The 19,070-nt window shown below is 58.6% G+C and carries 20 protein-coding genes; 16 read left to right on the top strand and 4 right to left on the bottom strand.

Annotated elements, in window-relative coordinates:
* Positions 1-4: 4 nt before the first annotated feature.
* Entirely contained in the window at positions 5-1,171 is a 1,167-nt protein-coding gene (locus AC07UI_RS18060; RefSeq protein ID WP_494993779.1) for an aminotransferase-like domain-containing protein, read from the bottom strand.
* 81 nt (positions 1,172-1,252) lie between these two features.
* Here AC07UI_RS18060 and AC07UI_RS18055 point away from each other — a divergent pair, with 81 nt between their 5' ends.
* The 3 genes from AC07UI_RS18055 (at position 1,253) to AC07UI_RS18045 (ending at position 4,298) form a co-directional block, all read left to right on the top strand.
* Positions 1,253-1,693 (top strand): MarR family transcriptional regulator, encoded by a 441-nt coding sequence (locus AC07UI_RS18055; protein ID WP_494993778.1) that lies wholly within the window; start codon positions 1,253-1,255, stop codon positions 1,691-1,693.
* Positions 1,694-2,257: 564 nt separating this feature from the next.
* Positions 2,258-3,607, top strand: coding sequence for an NCS2 family permease (locus tag AC07UI_RS18050; protein WP_494993777.1), 1,350 nt, complete (start codon positions 2,258-2,260; stop codon positions 3,605-3,607).
* A gap of 64 nt (positions 3,608-3,671) precedes the next feature.
* A complete protein-coding gene (locus AC07UI_RS18045; RefSeq protein ID WP_494993776.1) occupies positions 3,672-4,298 on the top strand; it encodes a LysE family translocator in 627 nt (208 codons plus the stop codon).
* A gap of 211 nt (positions 4,299-4,509) precedes the next feature.
* Here the strand turns inward: AC07UI_RS18045 and uraH are convergent, their stop codons facing one another.
* Complete coding sequence (uraH, locus tag AC07UI_RS18040; protein ID WP_489357023.1) at positions 4,510-4,863, bottom strand: hydroxyisourate hydrolase; 354 nt, start codon at positions 4,861-4,863, stop codon at positions 4,510-4,512.
* 436 nt (positions 4,864-5,299) lie between these two features.
* Between uraH and puuE the strand changes: the two genes are divergently transcribed.
* From puuE to AC07UI_RS17995, 9 genes are all read left to right on the top strand, one after another.
* Positions 5,300-6,229 (top strand): allantoinase PuuE, encoded by a 930-nt coding sequence (puuE, locus tag AC07UI_RS18035; protein WP_494993775.1) that lies wholly within the window; start codon positions 5,300-5,302, stop codon positions 6,227-6,229.
* Positions 6,226-6,741 carry a 2-oxo-4-hydroxy-4-carboxy-5-ureidoimidazoline decarboxylase gene (uraD, locus tag AC07UI_RS18030; RefSeq protein ID WP_494993774.1) on the top strand — a complete coding sequence of 172 codons (516 nt, stop codon included), beginning with the start codon at positions 6,226-6,228 and terminating at the stop codon, positions 6,739-6,741. Before puuE ends, uraD begins: the two co-directional genes overlap by 4 nt.
* 90 nt (positions 6,742-6,831) lie before the next feature.
* Positions 6,832-7,827: an allantoicase gene (alc, locus tag AC07UI_RS18025; RefSeq protein WP_494993773.1), complete on the top strand. Its 996-nt coding sequence runs from the start codon at positions 6,832-6,834 to the stop codon at positions 7,825-7,827.
* 139 nt (positions 7,828-7,966) lie between these two features.
* Positions 7,967-8,470 carry an ureidoglycolate lyase gene (locus tag AC07UI_RS18020; RefSeq protein ID WP_489072066.1) on the top strand — a complete coding sequence of 168 codons (504 nt, stop codon included), beginning with the start codon at positions 7,967-7,969 and terminating at the stop codon, positions 8,468-8,470.
* A gap of 50 nt (positions 8,471-8,520) precedes the next feature.
* Positions 8,521-9,819, top strand: a complete 1,299-nt coding sequence (locus AC07UI_RS18015) for a urate hydroxylase PuuD (protein WP_494993772.1) — start codon at positions 8,521-8,523, stop codon at positions 9,817-9,819.
* A 139-nt stretch (positions 9,820-9,958) separates the two neighbouring features.
* Complete coding sequence (locus tag AC07UI_RS18010; protein WP_494993771.1) at positions 9,959-11,317, top strand: nucleobase:cation symporter-2 family protein; 1,359 nt, start codon at positions 9,959-9,961, stop codon at positions 11,315-11,317.
* A gap of 431 nt (positions 11,318-11,748) precedes the next feature.
* Entirely contained in the window at positions 11,749-11,895 is a 147-nt protein-coding gene (locus AC07UI_RS18005) for a hypothetical protein (RefSeq protein WP_494993770.1), read from the top strand.
* Positions 11,892-12,677 (top strand): outer membrane protein OmpK, encoded by a 786-nt coding sequence (locus AC07UI_RS18000; RefSeq protein WP_494993769.1) that lies wholly within the window; start codon positions 11,892-11,894, stop codon positions 12,675-12,677. Before AC07UI_RS18005 ends, AC07UI_RS18000 begins: the two co-directional genes overlap by 4 nt.
* Positions 12,678-12,926: 249 nt before the next feature.
* Positions 12,927-13,781, top strand: coding sequence for a pirin family protein (locus AC07UI_RS17995; RefSeq protein WP_494993768.1), 855 nt, complete (start codon positions 12,927-12,929; stop codon positions 13,779-13,781).
* A gap of 67 nt (positions 13,782-13,848) precedes the next feature.
* Here AC07UI_RS17995 and AC07UI_RS17990 read toward each other — a convergent pair whose 3' ends face one another.
* Positions 13,849-15,021 (bottom strand): patatin-like phospholipase family protein, encoded by a 1,173-nt coding sequence (locus AC07UI_RS17990; RefSeq protein WP_494993767.1) that lies wholly within the window; start codon positions 15,019-15,021, stop codon positions 13,849-13,851.
* A gap of 39 nt (positions 15,022-15,060) precedes the next feature.
* Positions 15,061-15,993 carry a lipid A biosynthesis lauroyl acyltransferase gene (locus tag AC07UI_RS17985; protein ID WP_494993766.1) on the bottom strand — a complete coding sequence of 311 codons (933 nt, stop codon included), beginning with the start codon at positions 15,991-15,993 and terminating at the stop codon, positions 15,061-15,063.
* A 121-nt stretch (positions 15,994-16,114) separates the two neighbouring features.
* Between AC07UI_RS17985 and minC the strand changes: the two genes are divergently transcribed.
* From minC to AC07UI_RS17965, 4 genes are all read left to right on the top strand, one after another.
* Complete coding sequence (minC, locus tag AC07UI_RS17980; protein ID WP_494993860.1) at positions 16,115-16,849, top strand: septum site-determining protein MinC; 735 nt, start codon at positions 16,115-16,117, stop codon at positions 16,847-16,849.
* Between the two features lie 200 nt (positions 16,850-17,049).
* Entirely contained in the window at positions 17,050-17,862 is an 813-nt protein-coding gene (gene minD / locus AC07UI_RS17975) for a septum site-determining protein MinD (RefSeq protein ID WP_494993765.1), read from the top strand.
* Positions 17,862-18,116, top strand: a complete 255-nt coding sequence (gene minE / locus AC07UI_RS17970; protein WP_007928666.1) for a cell division topological specificity factor MinE — start codon at positions 17,862-17,864, stop codon at positions 18,114-18,116. The genes minD and minE overlap by 1 nt, the downstream gene beginning before the upstream one ends.
* Before the next feature lie 187 nt (positions 18,117-18,303).
* Positions 18,304-18,939: an RluA family pseudouridine synthase gene (locus tag AC07UI_RS17965; protein WP_494993764.1), complete on the top strand. Its 636-nt coding sequence runs from the start codon at positions 18,304-18,306 to the stop codon at positions 18,937-18,939.
* The last annotated feature ends 131 nt before the right edge of the window (positions 18,940-19,070 follow it).

Here is a 19,070-nt window from a genome sequence, read left to right as displayed (position 1 = left end):
CCCCTTAAGCTTCCTGCGCAGCTTGTGCTTGACGTACGACGGCGGCCAGCCGCTTGAGACCTTCGTCCAGACGCGCTGAATCGATGTGGCTGAAATTCAGCCGCAAGTGACCTGGATTGCGATCCGGGTCGGAAAAAAACGGTTCGCCCGGCATGAACGCCACGTCCTGCGCCAGCGCCGGCTTGAGCAAAGTGCGGGTGTCCAGCGGTTTTTTCAAGGTCAACCAGAAAAACAGCCCGCCTTGAGGCACCTGCCAATCAGCCAGATCGGCGAAGTGTTTTTCAAGCGCCGCCTGAAAGGCATCGCGGCGCACGCGGTAAAAGCCACGCAGTTCGACCAGATGGTTGCGAAATTTTTCGGTGCCGATCCACTGCATCGCCTGCCACTGACCGACACGATTGGTGTGCAGGTCGGCTGACTGCTTGAGCCGCAACAGGTGCGGGAACAGATCCGGACTGGCAATCAAATAACCGACCCGCAGACCGGGTAGCAAGGTCTTGGACACCGTACCGGTGTAAATCCAGCTGGCCTTTTTCAAGCGACTGACGATCGGTGTGGCGCTGCCGTCATCGAAAGTCAGCTCGCGATAAGGTTCATCTTCGATCAGGGTCACGCCAAACTCGTCCAGCAACGCCGCCACCGCATCGCGTTTGGTCTCGCTGTAGCGCACCGCTGATGGGTTCTGGAAGGTTGGGATCAGGTAAATGAATGCTGGCTGGTGTTTTTCCAGGCGGGCGCGCAATTCCAGCAGATCCGGGCCGTCAGCTTGCAGCGGCACAGTCAGGCAGTGCGCACCGAACAGCTGGAAAATTTGCAGTGCCGCCAGGTAAGTCGGCGCTTCGAGAATGATCTCGGTGCCTTTGTCGATGTACAGCTTGGCGGCTAGATCGAGGGTCTGCTGGGATCCGCTGACCACCAATACCTGGCTGGCCTGGCACGGCACACCCAAGGCTCGAGCTTCGGCCGCGAGTGCTTCGCGCAATGCCGGCTCGCCTTCGCTCATGCCATATTGGCCCATCGACAGCGGCATGCCGGTCCATTCGATTTTGGGCAGCATCGCTTCGGCGGGCAGACCGCCGGCGAACGACATCACTTCCGGACGCTGGGCTGCGGCGAGGATTTCACGAATCAAAGAACTTTTAAGGCGCGAGACACGTTCGGAAAAAGCCATGGTGGTCACCGTAGCGAGGCTTGAGGAAAATAAGTCAAACTAGTTGACCGAAATTACGATGACACACGCAGATACGTCAATATGCTTGACCTTAAAAATCAAATTACTCAACAAGCCGCCATGGAAGCCTTTTTCTTCGGTTACCAGGCGTTCACCGCCAAAGCCGACGAAATGCTCGCACGCCGGGGCTTGAGCCGGGTGCATCAGCGCATCGTGTTTTTTATCGCCCGCTATCCAGGCCTCAGCGTGAAAGAACTGCTGACGGTGCTCGGGGTGAGCAAGCAAGCCTTGAACACTCCACTGCGTCAGTTGATGGAAATGCACCTGGTAAACAGCGTTGCGCCAGATTCGGACAAGCGTAAGCGTCTGCTGGAGCTGACCATCGAGGGCGCGCGCTTTGAGCAGTCGCTGCGACGTGAGCAGGTGAAACTTTTGCAGCGAGTGTTTGCCGAGGCCGGCGAGACCGCGGTGAATGGCTGGCTAGCGGTGAATAAGGCGCTGGGGGAAAGCCGCTCGAGTTGAAGCCTCCCGCTTTTCCTGATCGTTCCCGCGCTCCGCGTGGGAATGCCGCCCTGGACGCTCTGCATCCGCTTTGAAGCGTGACGCGGAGCGTCACAAGATGCATTCCCACGCAGAGCGTGGGAACGATCAAGGCCGGCGAGACTGCGGTGAATGGCTGGCTAGCGGTGAATAAGGCGCTGGGGGAAAACCGCTCGAGTTGAAGCCCCCCCGCTTTTCCTGATCGTTCCCGCGCTCCGCGTGGGAATGCCGCCCTGGACGCTCTGCGTCCGCTTTGAAGCGTGACGCGGAGCGTCACAAGATGCATTCCCACGCAGAGCGTGGGAACGATCAATCAACGGGATCTGCCCCCTCCCTCTCCATATATCCTTCCTTTCATCCTTTTCGCACACAAAAACAAAAACATTATTTGCTTTATTTGTATACAAAAGCATAATTCGCTTCGTGCGAGTTCCTGACCTTACAGTCAACAAAAGCCCGCAAGCCTTACATGCCTCAAAGAGCCGCTGCCCACCATCGCGTGTCCGGTTCTGGAAAAAACAATAAAACTCTTGAGGAGTACTCGCTGTGGAAAGCCGCAAATCCGAAGCCCCTACGCTGGACCTTTCACCGTCGTTGAACAACAGCTGGCTGGAACGCCTCTTCAAGCTCAGTTTGCACGGCACCACGGTGAAGACCGAGCTGATTGCCGGTCTGACAACCTTCATCACCATGGCCTACATCATCTTCGTCAACCCGAACATCATGGCTGACGCCGGGATCGACCACGGCGCAGCCTTCGTCGCAACCTGCATCGCCGCCGCGCTGGGTTGCCTGTTGATGGGCTTGTACGCCAACTGGCCGGTCGGCCTGGCGCCGGGCATGGGCTTGAATGCCTTCTTCACCTACACCGTCGTCGGCACCATGGGCTACAACTGGGAAACCGCGCTGGGTGCGGTGTTCATTTCCGGTGTGCTGTTCATGATTCTGACCCTGTCACGGGTGCGTGAGTGGCTGCTCAACAGCATTCCGGTGAGCTTGCGTTATGCGATGGGCGCAGGGGTCGGATTGTTTCTTGGCATCATCGGCCTGAAAACCTCCGGGATTATCGTCGACAGCCCGGCCACCCTGATCAAACTCGGCTCCCTGCGTGAGCCTGGTCCGCTGCTGGCAGCGGTCTGTTTCCTGATGATTGCGGTGCTCAGCTATCACCGGGTATTCGGCGCGATCCTGATCAGCATCATCAGCGTAACCGCTGCCGGCTGGGGACTGGGTTTGGTGCAGTACAACGGAATCTTCTCCACCCCACCCAGCCTTGCCCCGACCTGGATGGCCATGGACATCGCCGGCGTGTTCAACGTCAGCATGATCAGTGTGGTGCTGGCGTTCCTCTTCGTGCACATGTTCGACACCGCCGGCACCCTGATGGGCGTCGCGCAACGGGCCGGTCTGGTGAACGCTGATGGCAAGATCGAAAACCTCTCCCGCGCATTGAAAGCCGACAGTGCTTCCAGCGTGTTTGGCGCAATGGTCGGTGTGCCGCCGGTCACCAGCTATGTGGAGAGTGCCGCCGGTGTAGCCGCGGGTGGCCGTACCGGTCTGACGGCAGTTACGGTTGGTGTACTGTTCATTGCCGCGATGTTTTTCGCGCCGCTGGCTGGCATGATCCCCGCTTATGCAACCGCTGGCGCACTGATTTACGTGGCGATGCTCATGATGGGCGGCATGGAGCACATCAAGTGGAGCGAAGCCACTGACAGCATTCCGGCGATTGTCACCATGATCATGATGCCGCTGACCTTCTCGGTCGCCGACGGTATCGCACTGGGCTTCATCAGTTATGTTGTGTTGAAGGCCGGTACCGGCAAACACAAGGAAATATCCATCAGTTTGTGGGTGCTGTGCGCGATCTTTATCGCCAAGTTCATTTTCTTGTAAGCAACAGACGCTTCAACCAGCCTCACCCCGCCGGGTGGGGCTTTTGCACATTAGGAGAAACGTGATGAATCTGGAAACCTGGCTGTTGTTCAGCGGCGCCGCGCTGGTGGTAATTCTGATCCCGGGACCACTGTCTTTATTGATGATCAGCAACAGTTTGAACTACGGTTTGCGCCGCTCTTACCCGGCGTTTCTGGGCGGAGTGATTGCCTCCATCTGCCTGCTGAGCGCCTCGGCATTGGGTCTTGGCGCCTTGCTGCTGGCCTCTGAGCAGCTGTTCAGCGCACTGAAAATCGTCGGCGCACTGTACCTGTTCTACCTTGCCTGGCAGAGCTGGCAGCAATCGCGGCAACCGGCCCGAACCACAGAAGTGCCACACGCGGCACCTGTTCCGCGCTTTCGCGCACTGTTTGGGCGCGCGTTTGTATTGGGTGCGAGCAATCCCAAAGACATCCTGTTCTTCGCCGCCTTTCTGCCGCAGTTTCTCAGCGCCGAGCAGCCGTTTCTACCGCAGTTGTTGATCATGATCGCCACCTGGACCGCGCTTGATCTGCTCTGCAAGCTGGCCTACGGCCTCGGTGCCCATGGTGCAGCGCGGTATCTGCGCAGCGGCAAGGGTCAGAGCTGGTTCAACCGGATCAGTGCCGGGTTGTTCAGTGGCGCGGGCGCGGCTTCGTTGTTGAGCCGCTAAAAGCATCGCGGTGTAGGAGCAGCCGGTCGACGCTCGATTGCTCACGATGGACGTTAACGATAACGCGTGTTTTCTGAATAAACGCGCCGCCCTTGAGTCCATCGCGAGCAATCGAGCGTCGACCGGCTGCTCCTACACACAGACGAAAAAAAGCCCGCAGTGTGAGCGGGCGAAAGACCAAAGAAGCTTTTGCGCAGATTCGTGGGGGAGTCTAGCTTCCTCGGTAAGTCGAATAGCTGTAGGGCGAAATCAGCAGGGGCACGTGATAGTGATCCTGCTCGGCCGAGATACCAAAGCGCAGCACCACCACATCGAGAAATGCCGGCTCCGGCAGCTGTACCCCGCGGGCACGGTAGTAGTCGCCTGCATGGAACTGCAGTTGATAGACCCCGGAACGGTAATCATCGCCCTGCAACAACGGCGCATCGCAACGGCCATCGCTGTTGGTCAGCGCGCTGGCGACCAGCTCCAGCTGCGTGCCTTCAACCCGGTACAACTCAACCTTGATCGAGCTGCCAGGGCAACCGTGTGCGGCATCCAAAACGTGTGTAGTCAAACGTCCCATTGATTCTGCGCGCCTGCCTGCGGTTCAAGCAGCCAGGCCTCGCGCCTCCCGAAGTCAGTTAAAAAGGAGACCGCACCGTTTCGGAGCACGAAAAAGGGCGGCGAGCGACTGATTAAGACACTTTTCAAAAAAATTGTACACAATAAAAATCACCTATCTGCCTTCAGCCCTGTCAGCCTTGGGTTGTAAGTGAATTTACAGCCACGCCTTGAGATTAGGCGATATCCCATTAATTAGCTGACCAATCAGGCAGGTTTCTTGCAATGCCATTTTTTGATGACAATCAGTGAAATTTGCAAAAATTCAGGCTTACAAAGTGCCAATAAAGTTGTATACAATCATTCCATCGCTGTGACACCAGCCTGTCATCTCATCGCCAGGTCGTCACACACCCCTTGTCACGAACAAGACACCACGAACAAGAAGGAAGACTGCAGTGAGCGCTGACTACCCACGCGACCTGATCGGTTACGGCAGTAACCCTCCTCACCCACACTGGCCGGGCAATGCCCGCATCGCCTTGTCATTCGTACTCAATTATGAGGAAGGCGGCGAACGCAACATCCTGCACGGCGACAAAGAGTCGGAAGCCTTCCTCTCGGAAATGGTCTCGGCGCAGCCACTGCAAGGCGAGCGCAACATGAGCATGGAATCCCTTTACGAGTACGGCAGCCGTGCCGGCGTCTGGCGGATCCTCAAGCTGTTCAAGGAATTCGACATTCCGCTGACCATCTTCGCCGTGGCCATGGCCGCCCAGCGCCATCCAGACGTTATCCGCGCCATGGTTCAAGCCGGTCACGAGATCTGCAGCCATGGTTACCGCTGGATCGACTACCAGTACATGGACGAGGCGCAGGAACGCGAGCACATGCTCGAAGCGATCCGCATCCTCACCGAAATCAGCGGCGAGCGCCCGCTGGGCTGGTACACCGGCCGCACCGGGCCGAACACCCGTCGCCTGGTGATGGAAGAAGGCGGTTTTCTCTATGACTGCGACACCTACGACGACGACCTGCCCTACTGGGAACCGAACAACCCGACCGGCAAGCCACACCTGGTGATCCCGTACACCCTCGACACCAACGACATGCGCTTCACCCAGGTGCAGGGGTTCAACAAGGGCGATGATTTCTACCAGTACCTCAAAGACGCGTTCGACGTGCTCTACGCTGAAGGCGCCGAATCGCCGAAGATGCTGTCCATCGGTTTGCACTGCCGCCTGATCGGCCGCCCTGCCCGTTTGGCCGCACTGAAGCGCTTTATCGAGTACGCCAAGAGCCACGAGCAGGTCTGGTTCAGCCGCCGGGTCGACATCGCCCGCCACTGGCACCAAACCCATCCTTACCAGGGAGGGGACTCGAAATGAGCGCCTTTCAGACCCTCAAACCATCAACCTTGAGCCGTGAAGCCTTCGTCGACGCCTTCGCCGATATCTACGAACACTCGCCATGGGTTGCCGAAAAGGCCTACGACCTGGGCCAGGATGCCGGGATCGACCAGATTGAAACCCTGCACCAGCGCATGAGCGATATCCTGTTGAGCGCCGATCACGCCAGTCAGCTGGCACTGATCAACGCTCACCCGGACCTGGCCGGCAAAGCCGCCGTCCAGGGCCAACTGACCGAAGCCAGCACTAACGAACAGGCTGGCGCCGGTATTCACCAATGCTCGAGCGATGAGTTCCAGCGCTTCACCGAGCTGAACGAGGCCTACAAAGGCAAGTTCGCGTTCCCCTTCATCATGGCGGTAAAAGGCAGCGATCGGCATCAGATCCTCGCGGCGTTCGAAACGCGCATCCACAACTCGGTCGACACCGAATTCAAATGCGCGCTGGCAGAGATCAACAAGATCGCCCTGTTCCGATTACTGACTCTATAGCAACCTTGGCCCTGACGATTTCATGAACGCCGAAACCGCCCCGGGCCCTGCGAGCATCCCCAGCCACTTATTTCAAGGCAGACAAGAAGAATGAAAGCTTACGCCGTACCTTTCGAGAAGTTCGTCAACCTGGCCGACGCCCGCCTGGGCACCAAAATCATCTCGGTCACCGATGACTGGTTCGCTGACGCCAACCGCCTGTTCCAGCCGACCCCGGCCGTGTGGAAGGAGGGCGTTTTCGATGACAACGGCAAGTGGATGGACGGCTGGGAGTCGCGCCGCAAGCGCTTCGAAGGCTACGACAGCGCGGTAATCCGCCTGGGCGTGCCTGGCTCGATCAAAGGCGTGGACATCGACACCTCATTCTTCACCGGCAACTTCCCGCCGTCTGCCTCCCTGGAAGCCTGCTTCGTGGCTTGCGGCGAACCGACTGAAAACACCCAGTGGGTCGAAGTGCTGTCGGCTGTCGAGTTGCAAGGCAACAGCCATCACTTCCACGAGATCAATAACGATCAGGCCTTCAGCCACCTGCGTTTCAACATCTACCCGGATGGCGGCGTAGCGCGTCTGCGCGTTTATGGCATTCCGTTCCGCGACTGGTCGGCGGTCGGCGACAACGAACAGATCGATCTGGCAGCTGCCCTGAACGGCGGTCGCGCCCTCGCTTGCTCCGACGAACACTTCGGTCGCATGAGCAACATCCTGAACCCGGGTCGCGGCATCAACATGGGCGACGGCTGGGAAACTGCCCGCCGTCGCACACCCGGCAACGACTGGGTAATCGTCGCCCTCGGCCACCCGGGCGAGATCGAAAAAATCATCGTCGACACCCTGCACTTCAAGGGCAACTACCCCGACACCTGCTCGATCCAGGGCGCGTTCGTCAAGGGCGGTACCGACAGCCAGATCGAGACCCAAAGCCTGTTCTGGCGTGAACTGCTGCCCGCCCAGAAGCTGGAAATGCACGCCGAGCACACCTTCGCCGAGCAGATCAAAGCCTTGGGCCCTATCACTCACATCCGCCTGAACGTGTTCCCGGACGGTGGTGTGAGTCGCCTGCGTGTACTGGGCAAGGTTGCAAAATAACAGATGATCGTTCCCACGCTCTGCGTGGGAATGCATACCGTGACGCTCCGCGTCACAGCGGATGCGGAGCGTCCATGGCGGCATTCCCACGCGGAGCGTGGGAACGATCGATACTGAACTCAAAGAAAAGAAGAACAGCATGCGCACATTGATGATTGAACCATTGACCAAAGAAGCCTTCGCCCCTTTCGGTGACGTGATCGAAACCGACGGCAGTGATCACTTCATGATCAACAACGGTTCGACCATGCGCTTCCATCGTCTGGCCGAGGTTGAAACGGCCACGCCAGACGACAAGGCGATCATCAGCATCTTCCGCGCCGATGCGCAGGACATGCCGCTGACCGTTTGCATGCTGGAGCGCCATCCGCTGGGCAGCCAGGCTTTCATACCGCTGCTCGGCAACCCCTTTCTGATCGTGGTCGCGCCACTTGGCGATGAACCTGTATCAGGCTTGGTCCGCGCCTTCGTCACCAACGGCAGGCAGGGCATTAATTACCATCGCGGCGTTTGGCACCATCCGGTGCTGACGATCGAAAAGCGGGATGACTTCCTGGTGGTTGATCGCAGTGGCACAGGCAATAACTGCGATGAGCATTTTTTCAAAGAGGATGAGCGTTTGATCCTCGCCCCCCACCAATAAGAGAAGGTCTGATCACTCGACAACAGAGTGACAGGCGAGAGGTAAAGACTGTGGAAGCACATCTGATGGAATGGCTGAACCTGAGCATACGCTGGGTTCACATGATCACTGGCGTCGCCTGGATCGGCGCTTCGTTCTACTTTGTCTGGCTGGAAAACAACCTCAATCGGGTCAACCCGAAAGAAGGTCTGGCAGGCGACTTGTGGGCGATCCACGGTGGCGGTATCTACCACCTGGAAAAATACAAACTGGCCCCGCCGACCATGCCGGACAACCTGCACTGGTTCAAATGGGAAGCCTACTTCACCTGGATGTCGGGGATCGCGCTGTTGTGCGTGGTGTTCTACTCCAACCCGGTTCTGTATCTCGTGGCACCCGGCAGCGGCCTGAGCGGCCCTGAAGGCGTAGCCATCGGCATCGGCTCGTTGTTCATCGGCTGGTTCGTCTATTCCTTCCTGTGCGATTCGGCGCTGGGCAAACGCCCTGCCCTGCTCGGCCTGATCCTGTTCGTGCTGTTGATCGCTGCGGCGTACGGCTTCAGCAAAGTGTTCAGCGGTCGCGGTGCGTACCTGCATGTCGGCGCCATTATCGGCACCATCATGGTCGGTAACGTATTCCGTATCATCATGCCGGCACAGCGCGCGCTCGTCGCAGCCATCGCCGAAAACCGAACGCCCGATCCGGCGTTGCCGGCCAAAGGCCTGTTGCGTTCGCGGCACAACAACTACTTCACCTTGCCGGTGCTGTTCATCATGATCAGCAACCACTTCCCGAGCACCTACGGCAGCCAATACAACTGGCTGATCCTGGCCGGGATCGCGGTGCTGGCGGTGTTGGTGCGTCACTACTTCAACACCCGTCACGAGAGCCACAAGTTCGCCTGGACCTTGCCTGTCGCGGCATTGGGCATGATCTGCCTGGCTTACGTGACCGGCCCGACACAGATGTCGAGCGCCCCTGAAGTGGCCAAGGCACCGGCGAAGATCGAGTACCAGCCGATTCCGGAAACCGCCATCAGTGGCGCCAAGCCTGAAGCCGCCCCACCCGCTGCGGCACCGACCCAGGCTTCCACTGCCAACGCTAGCGCCCCGGACTTCAACAAGGTTCACAGCGTGATTCAGGAACGCTGCGCGGTGTGCCATTCGGCCAACCCAACCAGCCCGTTGTTCAGCGCAGCTCCCGCCGGGGTGATGTTCGATACCCCGCAACAGATCCAGCAACTGGCACCGCGGATTCAGGCCCAGGCTGTCACCACTCAGATCATGCCCCTGGGCAACATCACACAGATGACCCAGCAGGAACGTGACCTGATCGGCGCCTGGATTGCTCAGGGAGCCCGGACGAACTAAGCCATTTTTGACGCCTTCGCAGGCAAGCCTCGCTCCTACGGACGGTGAGATCCTGTAGGAGCGAGGCTTGCCCGCGATGACCGAGCAGCGGTCGCCAGAATCAAAAAATCACAAGAATAAAAAAGATCCGAGGTGTTGCATGTCCGAGCTATCCGAAGCGCGCATCCCCGACGCACCCGCCATTCAGCGCTTGCCCCTTTTGCAACTGATTCTGGTCGGCCTGCAACACGTTCTGCTGATGTACGGCGGCGCCATAGCGGTGCCGCTGATCATCGGACAGGCCGCGGGCCTGAGTCGTGAAGAAATCGCCTTCCTGATCAATGCCGACCTGCTGGTTGCCGGGATTGCCACCGTGGTGCAATCGCTGGGCATCGGTCCCATGGGAATTCGTATGCCGGTGATGATGGGTGCCAGTTTCGCTGCGGTTGGCAGCATGGTGGCCATGGCTGGCATGCCAGGCATCGGCATGACCGGGATCTTCGGGGCGACCATCGCTGCCGGTTTCTTCGGCATGCTCATCGCGCCGTTTATGTCCAGGGTGGTGCGCTTCTTCCCGCCCTTGGTGACCGGCACCGTCATCACCTCGATCGGTTTGTCGTTGTTCCCCGTGGCCGTGAACTGGGCCGGCGGTGGCAACGGTGCTGCACAGTTCGGTTCCCCTATTTACCTGACCATTGCAGCCCTGGTACTGGCAACCATCCTGTTAATCAACCGGTTCATGCGCGGTTTCTGGGTGAACATCTCAGTACTGATCGGCATGGGTCTGGGCTACATCCTTTCCGGTATCATCGGCATGGTCGACCTCGGCGGCATCGCTCAGGCGCCGTGGCTGAAGGTCGTCACCCCGCTGCACTTTGGCATGCCTGAATTTCATCTGGCGCCGATTCTTTCGATGTGCCTGGTGGTGGTGATCATCTTCGTCGAATCCACCGGCATGTTCCTCGCACTGGGCAAGATCACCGGTCAGGAAGTCACTCCACGGATGCTCCGTCGTGGTTTGCTGTGTGACGCCGGCGCCTCGTTCTTCGCCGGTTTCTTCAACACCTTCACCCACTCCTCCTTTGCTCAAAACATTGGGCTGGTACAGATGACCGGCGTGCGTTGCCGCTCGGTGACCATCGTCGCCGGTGGGTTGCTGGTCATCCTCAGCCTGCTGCCCAAAGCCGCATTTCTGGTTGCCTCGATTCCGCCTGCGGTACTCGGCGGCGCGGCGATTGCGATGTTCGGCATGGTCGCTGCCACCGGAATCAAAATCCTCCAGGAAGCCGACATCGCTGACCGCCGCAATCAGTTGCTGGTAGCGGTGAGCATCGGTATGGGCCTGATTCCGGTGGTCCGCCCGGAGTTCTTCGGCCACTTGCCATTGTGGATGGGCCCCATCACCCACAGCGGCATCGCCATGGCGACCATTAGCGCCCTCTCGTTGAACCTGTTGTTCAACATATTGGGCGGTGCTGAACGAGCCGCCAGTAACGCTCGGCAAGCCCACCAGCACTGACCTGAGGGGCGGTACGCCTGCCGCCCTCGCGGTGTCAGCCGTTTTAGTCAACACCCACTACACACACATGACTGCGACCGGACTTGAAGCCTGGTCGCAGTCAGCGGCTGCCTGCGCCTTAACAATAAAAACAATCAGCGAGCAATACCATGAAACGCAAACACTCCAGCCTGCTGGTCAAGGGGCACCTCTAAGATGGCCCGCAACCGTGCCCTAATCTTGTTACAAGCGCTCTGTTACGGGGCACTTAAGCCATGCTGCGCGAGCCAGTATTCTCCGCGGCCGCCCGAATCCGCTCAAAAAAAAACTCCAGATTTAAAACCTGACCAGATAGCCAGCTTATCCCGGCACCGGTTAGTCCCGAGGCACACCGAATCAAAATTGAATCAACTCTCAATCGACTGTTTCAAGGCAGCCGAGCGGGAGTTTTTTTGTTTTTTTTTGCCTTGGTTCAGCTCTTGCTACCAGCAATAAAGCTGACCGATCGGATGATTTTTACAGCAACGAAAAAAGGCGCCACACCAGAGCGCCAACTTAAAAAATACGTGGAACAACCTACTTTGGGAGCAACCGAATGAAACGTACGTGCACCAGCCTGATGCTTGCCGGATCCTTGTTGGCGGGAGGTCAAGCGATGGCCGGCGATCTGCTGCAATGGCAGAACAACAGCCTGACTTACTTATGGGGCAAAGGCTTCAAGGTCAACCCTGCGATCCAGCAAACCGTCACTTTCGAACACGCCGATGCCTGGAAATATGGAGATAACTTCTTCTTTCTGGACCGGATCTTCTACAACGGTAAAAAAGACCACGATGTTGGCTCGGATACCTATTACGGCGAGTTCAGCCCACGCCTGTCATTTGGCAAGATCTTCGACCAGAAGCTGGAGTTCGGCCCGATCAAGGATGTCTTGCTGGCCATGACTTACGAGTTTGGCGAAAACGATACCGAGTCCTACCTGATTGGTCCGGGCTTCGACCTGGCGATTCCCGGCTTCGACTACTTCCAGCTGAACTTCTACCAGCGCCATCCCGAAGGCAACCGCCCGGGTAATAACGTCTGGCAGATCACTCCGGTGTGGTCCTATACCATCCCGATGGGCAAGTCGAACGTCTTGATCGACGGCTACATGGACTGGGTGGTCGACAACGACCAGACCGCCAAAGGCACCTACCACGCCAACCTGCACTTCAATCCGCAAATCAAATATGACTTGGGCAAGGCGCTGAACTGGGGCGAGAAGCAGCTGTACGTCGGTATCGAATACGACTACTGGAAGAACAAATACGGGATCGAGGACACCCCCTCCTTCACAACCAATCAGGACACCGCGAGCTTGTTGGTGAAATTTCACTTCTGATCGATAGTGCCGATCTTCCCGATGTGCCGTGACGGAAGATCAAAAGATCGCAGGCTTCGCCAGCTCCCACGGAATGTATGCAGGTTTTGTGCGTAGGAGCTGCCGCAGGCTGCGATCTTTTCGAGGCCATCACCCGTCCCCCTATAGAACAATCGAAAAACCAGATAACTACCCCGCAAAATTCGCAACCAATGATCAATTGGCCTGACGTAGCATGGGTCCATTCCACACTGATCAGGAGTTGCACCAATGACTCAATTTCGCAAAGTACTCAGCATTCATACCGGACAACCGGCGTCCGACGGTGCCGGGGTGAAACTGACCCGGGTCTTCGGTGGCCAGGGCGTTGAACGTTTCGATCCATTCCTGATGCTCGATGAATTTGGATCGCAAAATCCTGACGACTACATTGCCGGCTTCCCACCGCATCCCCATCGCGGTTTTGAAACCGTGACCTACATGCTGGAAGGCCGCATGCGCCACGAAGACCATCTGGGCAATGTCGGCTTGCTCGAGGGCGGTGGCGTGCAATGGATGACCGCGGCCAAGGGCATCATTCACAGTGAAATGCCGGAACAGGAAGAAGGCGTGATGCGCGGTTTCCAGCTGTGGCTGAACCTGCCGGGCAAGCACAAACTCGACACCGCCAGTTACCGGGATATTCAGCCGGCAGATATTCCACGGACAAAGACCAAAAACGGCGTCGAGGTGGTGGTGATCGCCGGTCGGTTCGATGACGGCCAGATACAGCAAGTCGGAGCGGTTGAGCGCCCGGATACCGAGCCGCATTACTTCGACATTCATCTACCGGCGGGCAGCAGCATCAGCCCTCGCCTGCCCGAGGGGCATCGTGCGCTGCTGTATGTCTACGAAGGCCAGGTGGAGCTGCCGGGGCAGGTCCAGAGCATCGGCGCCAGTAAGCTGATTCGCTTGTCCAATGAGGGCGAGTTACAGCTGAGCAGCCAGTCGGGCGCAAGGGTTCTGCTAATCGCCGGCAAGCCGCTGGACGAGCCGATCGTGCAGTACGGGCCGTTTGTGATGAACACCCGGGAAGAGATCGAGCAGGCACTGCGCGATTTTCGGGATGACCGGTTGACCGTCTGACTCAAGCTTTGCATAGCCAGTCAGGGCTGCTATCGCGAACAAGCTCGCGATAGCAGCAACCTAAATCTCAAGGCAACGTCGCAAACATCGGCAACCCCAGAAACCGGCATAACTGCTCGCGCTTGGCCAAGGCATCGCTGCGGCCAAGCTCGATCAGTTCGCTGCAATACCCCGCCTCGAACAGCAAATAACTGAGGACCCCGGCGCCACTGGTTTTGGTCGCACCCGGCCCGCGTAGAAACAGCCGCAAGGCCGCTGGCAGCTCTTGGCGATGGCGTGCAGCAATTTCATCAATCGGCTGGCTCGGGGCAATCACCAGCACCTCCACCGGCGTCAGCCCGAGGCTGCGGGTCGGCGTACCCGCAGGCAGTAGATGGCTGAGCTGGTTCAGACGTTGCAGCAACTCAATGTCACTCTCCAGGCTGTCAATGAAGGTACTGTTGAGCATGTGCCCGCCGATCTGCGCCAGGCTTGGCTGCTGGCCGGTGTAGGTGCGTTGCAGTGGTTGCTGTGGGTCAAAACCGCGCGGGTTGCCACTGACGCCGACCACCAGCACCCGGCTCGCCCCCAGGTGCAAGGCCGGGCTGATCGGCGCCGGCTGACGAACGGCACCGTCACCGAAATATTCCTGGCCGAGTTTGACCGGAGCAAACAACAACGGGATCGCTGAGCTGGCCAGCAAGTGTTCGACCGTCAGCTGAGTCGGCACCCCAATACGTCGATGACGTAACCAGGCATCAATGGTGCCGCCGCCCTGATAGAAGGTCACCGCCTGACCAGACTCATAGCCGAAAGCCGTGATGGCCACCGCGTGCAATTGCTTTTGCCGGATGGCTTGCTCGATACCGGACAAATGAAGTTTGCGGTTCAACAAACGCCGTAACGGTGAACTGTTGATCAGCGCCACCGGCACTTGAGCGCCCACCCCCAGCAGGCTATGCCCGACAAACCGTGTGGCTTGGCTGATCACCCCTGGCCAATCGCTGCGCATCACCTGATGGCTGCGAATACCCTGCCAGAACGCCGTCAGACGCTGGATCGCGCCGCCAAAATCCATTGCCCCGCTGGCCAGGCTGACCGCGTTGATCGCTCCTGCGGACGTACCAACGATCACCGGAAACGGATTCGGCGTCCCCGCCGGCAATAACTCGGCAATCGCCGCCAACACCCCAACCTGATACGCCGCCCGAGCCCCACCGCCAGAAAGAATCAAACCTGTGACCGGTTCAGCTGAACTCATCGCAACACTCCATGGTGCCTGCAATCTAACGGCATTGCGTCAGCCACGCTTGGCATACAACTTCGGCTCACCCGGTGGCCGGCTCTTGAAGCGGCGATGGGCCCAGAGATATTGCTGCGGACATTCGCGCAGCGCACCCTCGACCCATTGATTGATCCGTAGACAATCAGCTTCTTCACTCTCTCCCGGGAATTGCGTCATCGGTGGATGGATGACCAAGCGGTAACCGCTACCGTCGGCCAGGCGTTCCTGGGTAAAGGGCACCACCAGCGCTTTGCCCAATCGAGCGAACTTGCTGGTGGCGGTGACCGTCGCCGCCTGAATGCCAAACAGCGGTACGAACAGGCTCTGCTTGGCGCCGTAGTCCTGATCCGGCGCATACCAGATCGCGCGGCCGGCACGCAGCAGTTTGAGCATACCGCGCACGTCGTCGCGCTCCACCGCCAGGGAGTCGAGGTTGTGCCGTTCACGGCCACGGCGCTGAATAAAGTCGAACAACGAGTTCTTGTGCTCGCGGTACATGCCGTCGATGGTGTGCTGTTGACCGAGCAAGGCTGCGCCGATTTCCAGCGTGGTGAAATGCAGCGCCATCAGGATCACGCCCTTGCCCTCGCGCTGGGCCTGCTTGAGGTGCTCCAGCCCTTCTACATGAGCCAGACCCGCCAGCCGCGACCTGGACCACCACCAGCTCATGGCCATTTCGAAAAAAGCGATGCCGGTGGAGGCGAAGTTTTCCTTGAGCAGGCGCTTGCGCTCGGCGGCGGACTTTTCCGGAAAACACAGTTCCAGGTTGCGCTTGGCAATGCGCCGCCGGTCAGTTGCCACCCGATACATCAACGCCCCCAAGGCGCGGCCGATCAGCAGCAGCACGGAATATGGCAACTGAACGATCAACCATAGCAGGCCGAGGCCAAACCACAGCGGCCAAAAACGCGGAAGAAAAAATGTAGTTCGAAAACGCGGGCGATCCATTACAGATTCCGGACAGACAACAAGGCCGCGCATTCTACAACGGTTCGACTCGGGTTGCGGCTAGCGGGCGTTCTCGTTATAAGTCTCGGCACTTTTAGTGACAAGCCGTTTAATGCCGACCATGACCCAAACCGAACCGCTAGACCAAGAACCTGTGTTCCAGTTGAAGGGCAGCATGCTCGCAATTACGGTGCTGGAACTGGCCCGCAATGACCTCGAAGGCCTTGACCGCCAGTTAGCGGCGAAAGTCGCCCAGGCGCCGAACTTCTTCAGCAATGCCCCGCTGGTGCTGGCCCTGGACAAACTGCCGGCCACCGAAGGCGCCGTCGACCTGCCAGGCCTGATGCGCATCTGTCGCCAACATGGCCTGCGCACGTTGGCCATCCGCGCCAGCCGGATCGAAGACATCGCCGCTGCCATTGCCGTGGATCTTCCGGTATTGCCGCCCTCCGGCGCACGGGAGCGCCCGCTCGATCCGCACGAAGGCGAGAAGAAAAAACCGGAAAAGCCGCCGGAACCGATTATCAAACCGACCAAAATCATCACCTCGCCGGTACGCGGCGGGCAGCAGATTTACGCCCAGGGTGGCGATCTGGTAGTGGTCTCCTCGGTCAGCCCAGGCGCGGAACTTCTCGCCGATGGCAATATCCATGTATACGGCCCGATGCGTGGTCGCGCCCTGGCTGGAGTCAGGGGCGACACCAGGGCCAGAATTTTTTGTCAGCAATTGAGTGCCGAACTGGTGTCGATTGCCGGCCAATACAAGGTTTCCGAAGACTTGCGCCGCGATCCACTGTGGGGCTCTGGGGTTCAGATCAGCCTGTCGGGTGACGTGTTGAACATCACTCGTCTTTAACGGATACTGCCGCATTTTCCAAGCATCTCTAAAACGTAGCGAAAACAGCTCAAACGAAGTAGGAATCGGCGCAAAGCAGTGTTTACCGCAAGTAAACCCCGCTTAATAATCGAATCCCAGCCAAGGCTGTCCGACTGCAGTAGTTTTCAAGAGATGTTTTTCAGGGGCTAAAAGTCCTTTTTCCTTAGGGGTGAAACACCTTGGCCAAGATTCTCGTGGTTACATCCGGCAAGGGTGGTGTGGGTAAGACCACCACCAGCGCCGCTATCGGTACCGGCCTCGCTCTGCGCGGTCACAAAACAGTCATCGTCGACTTCGACGTCGGTTTGCGTAACCTTGACCTGATCATGGGTTGCGAGCGCCGTGTGGTGTACGACTTCGTCAACGTGGTCAACGGTGAAGCGAACCTGCAGCAAGCGCTGATCAAGGACAAACGCCTGGAAAACCTCTACGTGCTGGCCGCAAGCCAGACGCGTGACAAAGACGCGCTGACCCAGGAAGGCGTGGAAAAAGTGCTCATGGCACTCAAGGAAGACTTCGAATTCGTAGTTTGCGATTCTCCGGCGGGCATCGAAAAAGGCGCCCACCTGGCCATGTACTTCGCCGACGAAGCGATTATCGTGACCAACCCGGAAGTGTCCTCGGTGCGTGACTCCGACCGCATGCTGGGTTTGCTGGCCAGCAAATCGCGTCGCGCCGAAAAAGGCGAAGAGCCGATCAAGGAACACCTGCTGCTGACCCGCTACAACCCTGAGCGCGTCAGCAATGGCGAAATGCTCGGCGTCGAAGACGTCAAAGATATTCTCGCGGTGACCCTGCTGGGTGTCATCCCGGAATCCCAAGCGGTACTAAAGGCTTCGAACCAGGGCGTGCCTGTGATTCTCGACGACCAAAGCGACGCCGGCAAGGCGTACAGCGATGCCGTCGACCGTCTGCTGGGCAAGACCGTGGAGCATCGTTTTCTCGATGTCACGAAGAAGGGATTCTTCGAGCGCCTGTTTGGAGGTAGATAATGAATCTTTTTGACTTCTTTCGTGCCAGCAAAAAGGTAAGTACCGCGTCGGTTGCGAAAGAGCGTCTACAGATCATCGTGGCGCACGAACGCGGCCAACGCACCACCCCGGACTACCTGCCAGCCTTGCAGAAGGAACTGGTCGAGGTGATTCGCAAGTACGTCAATATCGGGTCCGATGACGTGCATGTCGCGCTGGAAAACCAGGGCAGCTGCTCGATTCTGGAACTCAATATCACCCTGCCTGATCGTTGATCGATCCGGCTGGAGCCACGGCGACTCAGGTTCCTTCGGCCCTCTGTAGGAGCGTAGCTTGCTCGCGATGCAGGCAACTCGGTGAGTCTGGCACACCGGGTTGATGCTATCGCGAGCAAGCTACGCTCCTACAGAGGGCCATGAGGGGGCCCGAGTCGCCGTTGGCGTTTGTTACGAGGCTGTTTTAATGCCGTTGTCGAATATCCGCATCATCCATCAGGACGCCGCCGTTCTGGTGGTGGACAAGCCTACCCTGTTGCTTTCCGTGCCCGGTCGCGCCGAAGACAACAAGGACTGCCTGATCACCCGCCTGCAAGAAAACGGCTACCCGGAAGCGCGAATCGTCCATCGACTGGACTGGGAAACCTCCGGCATCATCCTGTTGGCCCGCGACGCTGACACTCACCGCGAGCTGTCTCGACAGTTTCACGACCGCGAAACCGAAAAAGCCTACACCGCGCTCTGCTGGGGCCAACCGGAACTGGACAGCGGTAGCATCGACTTGCCGCTGCGCTACGACCCACCGACCAAACCGCGACATGTGGTGGACCACGAGTTCGGCAAAAACGCCCTGACCTTCTGGCGTGTGCTGGAACGCTGTGGCGACTGGTGCCGGGTTGAACTGACCCCCATCACCGGCCGTTCGCACCAATTGCGTGTGCACATGCTCTCCATCGGCCACCCGCTACTGGGCGACGGGCTCTATGCCCATCCACAAGCATTGGCCGCCTGGCCGCGGTTGTGCCTGCACGCAAGCATGCTCAGCTTCACTCATCCGCAAAGCGGCGAGCGCTTGCGCTTCGAGTGCCCGGCACCGTTCTGAGCCTGACGCCCCCCCCTGTAGCAGCTGCCGAAGGCTGCGTCCGATCGCGGAGCAGTCGTAACAGGCGCGATTGCGATGTGTCTGGATAACCGCGAGCGCTGGATTACGACTGCTTCGCAGCCGGACGTAGC

This window comes from Pseudomonas sp. GW821-FHT04C07, assembly GCF_059420325.1.
Note: the sequence above shows the minus strand (reverse complement) of the source record. Positions and strands in the feature narration are given on the sequence as shown.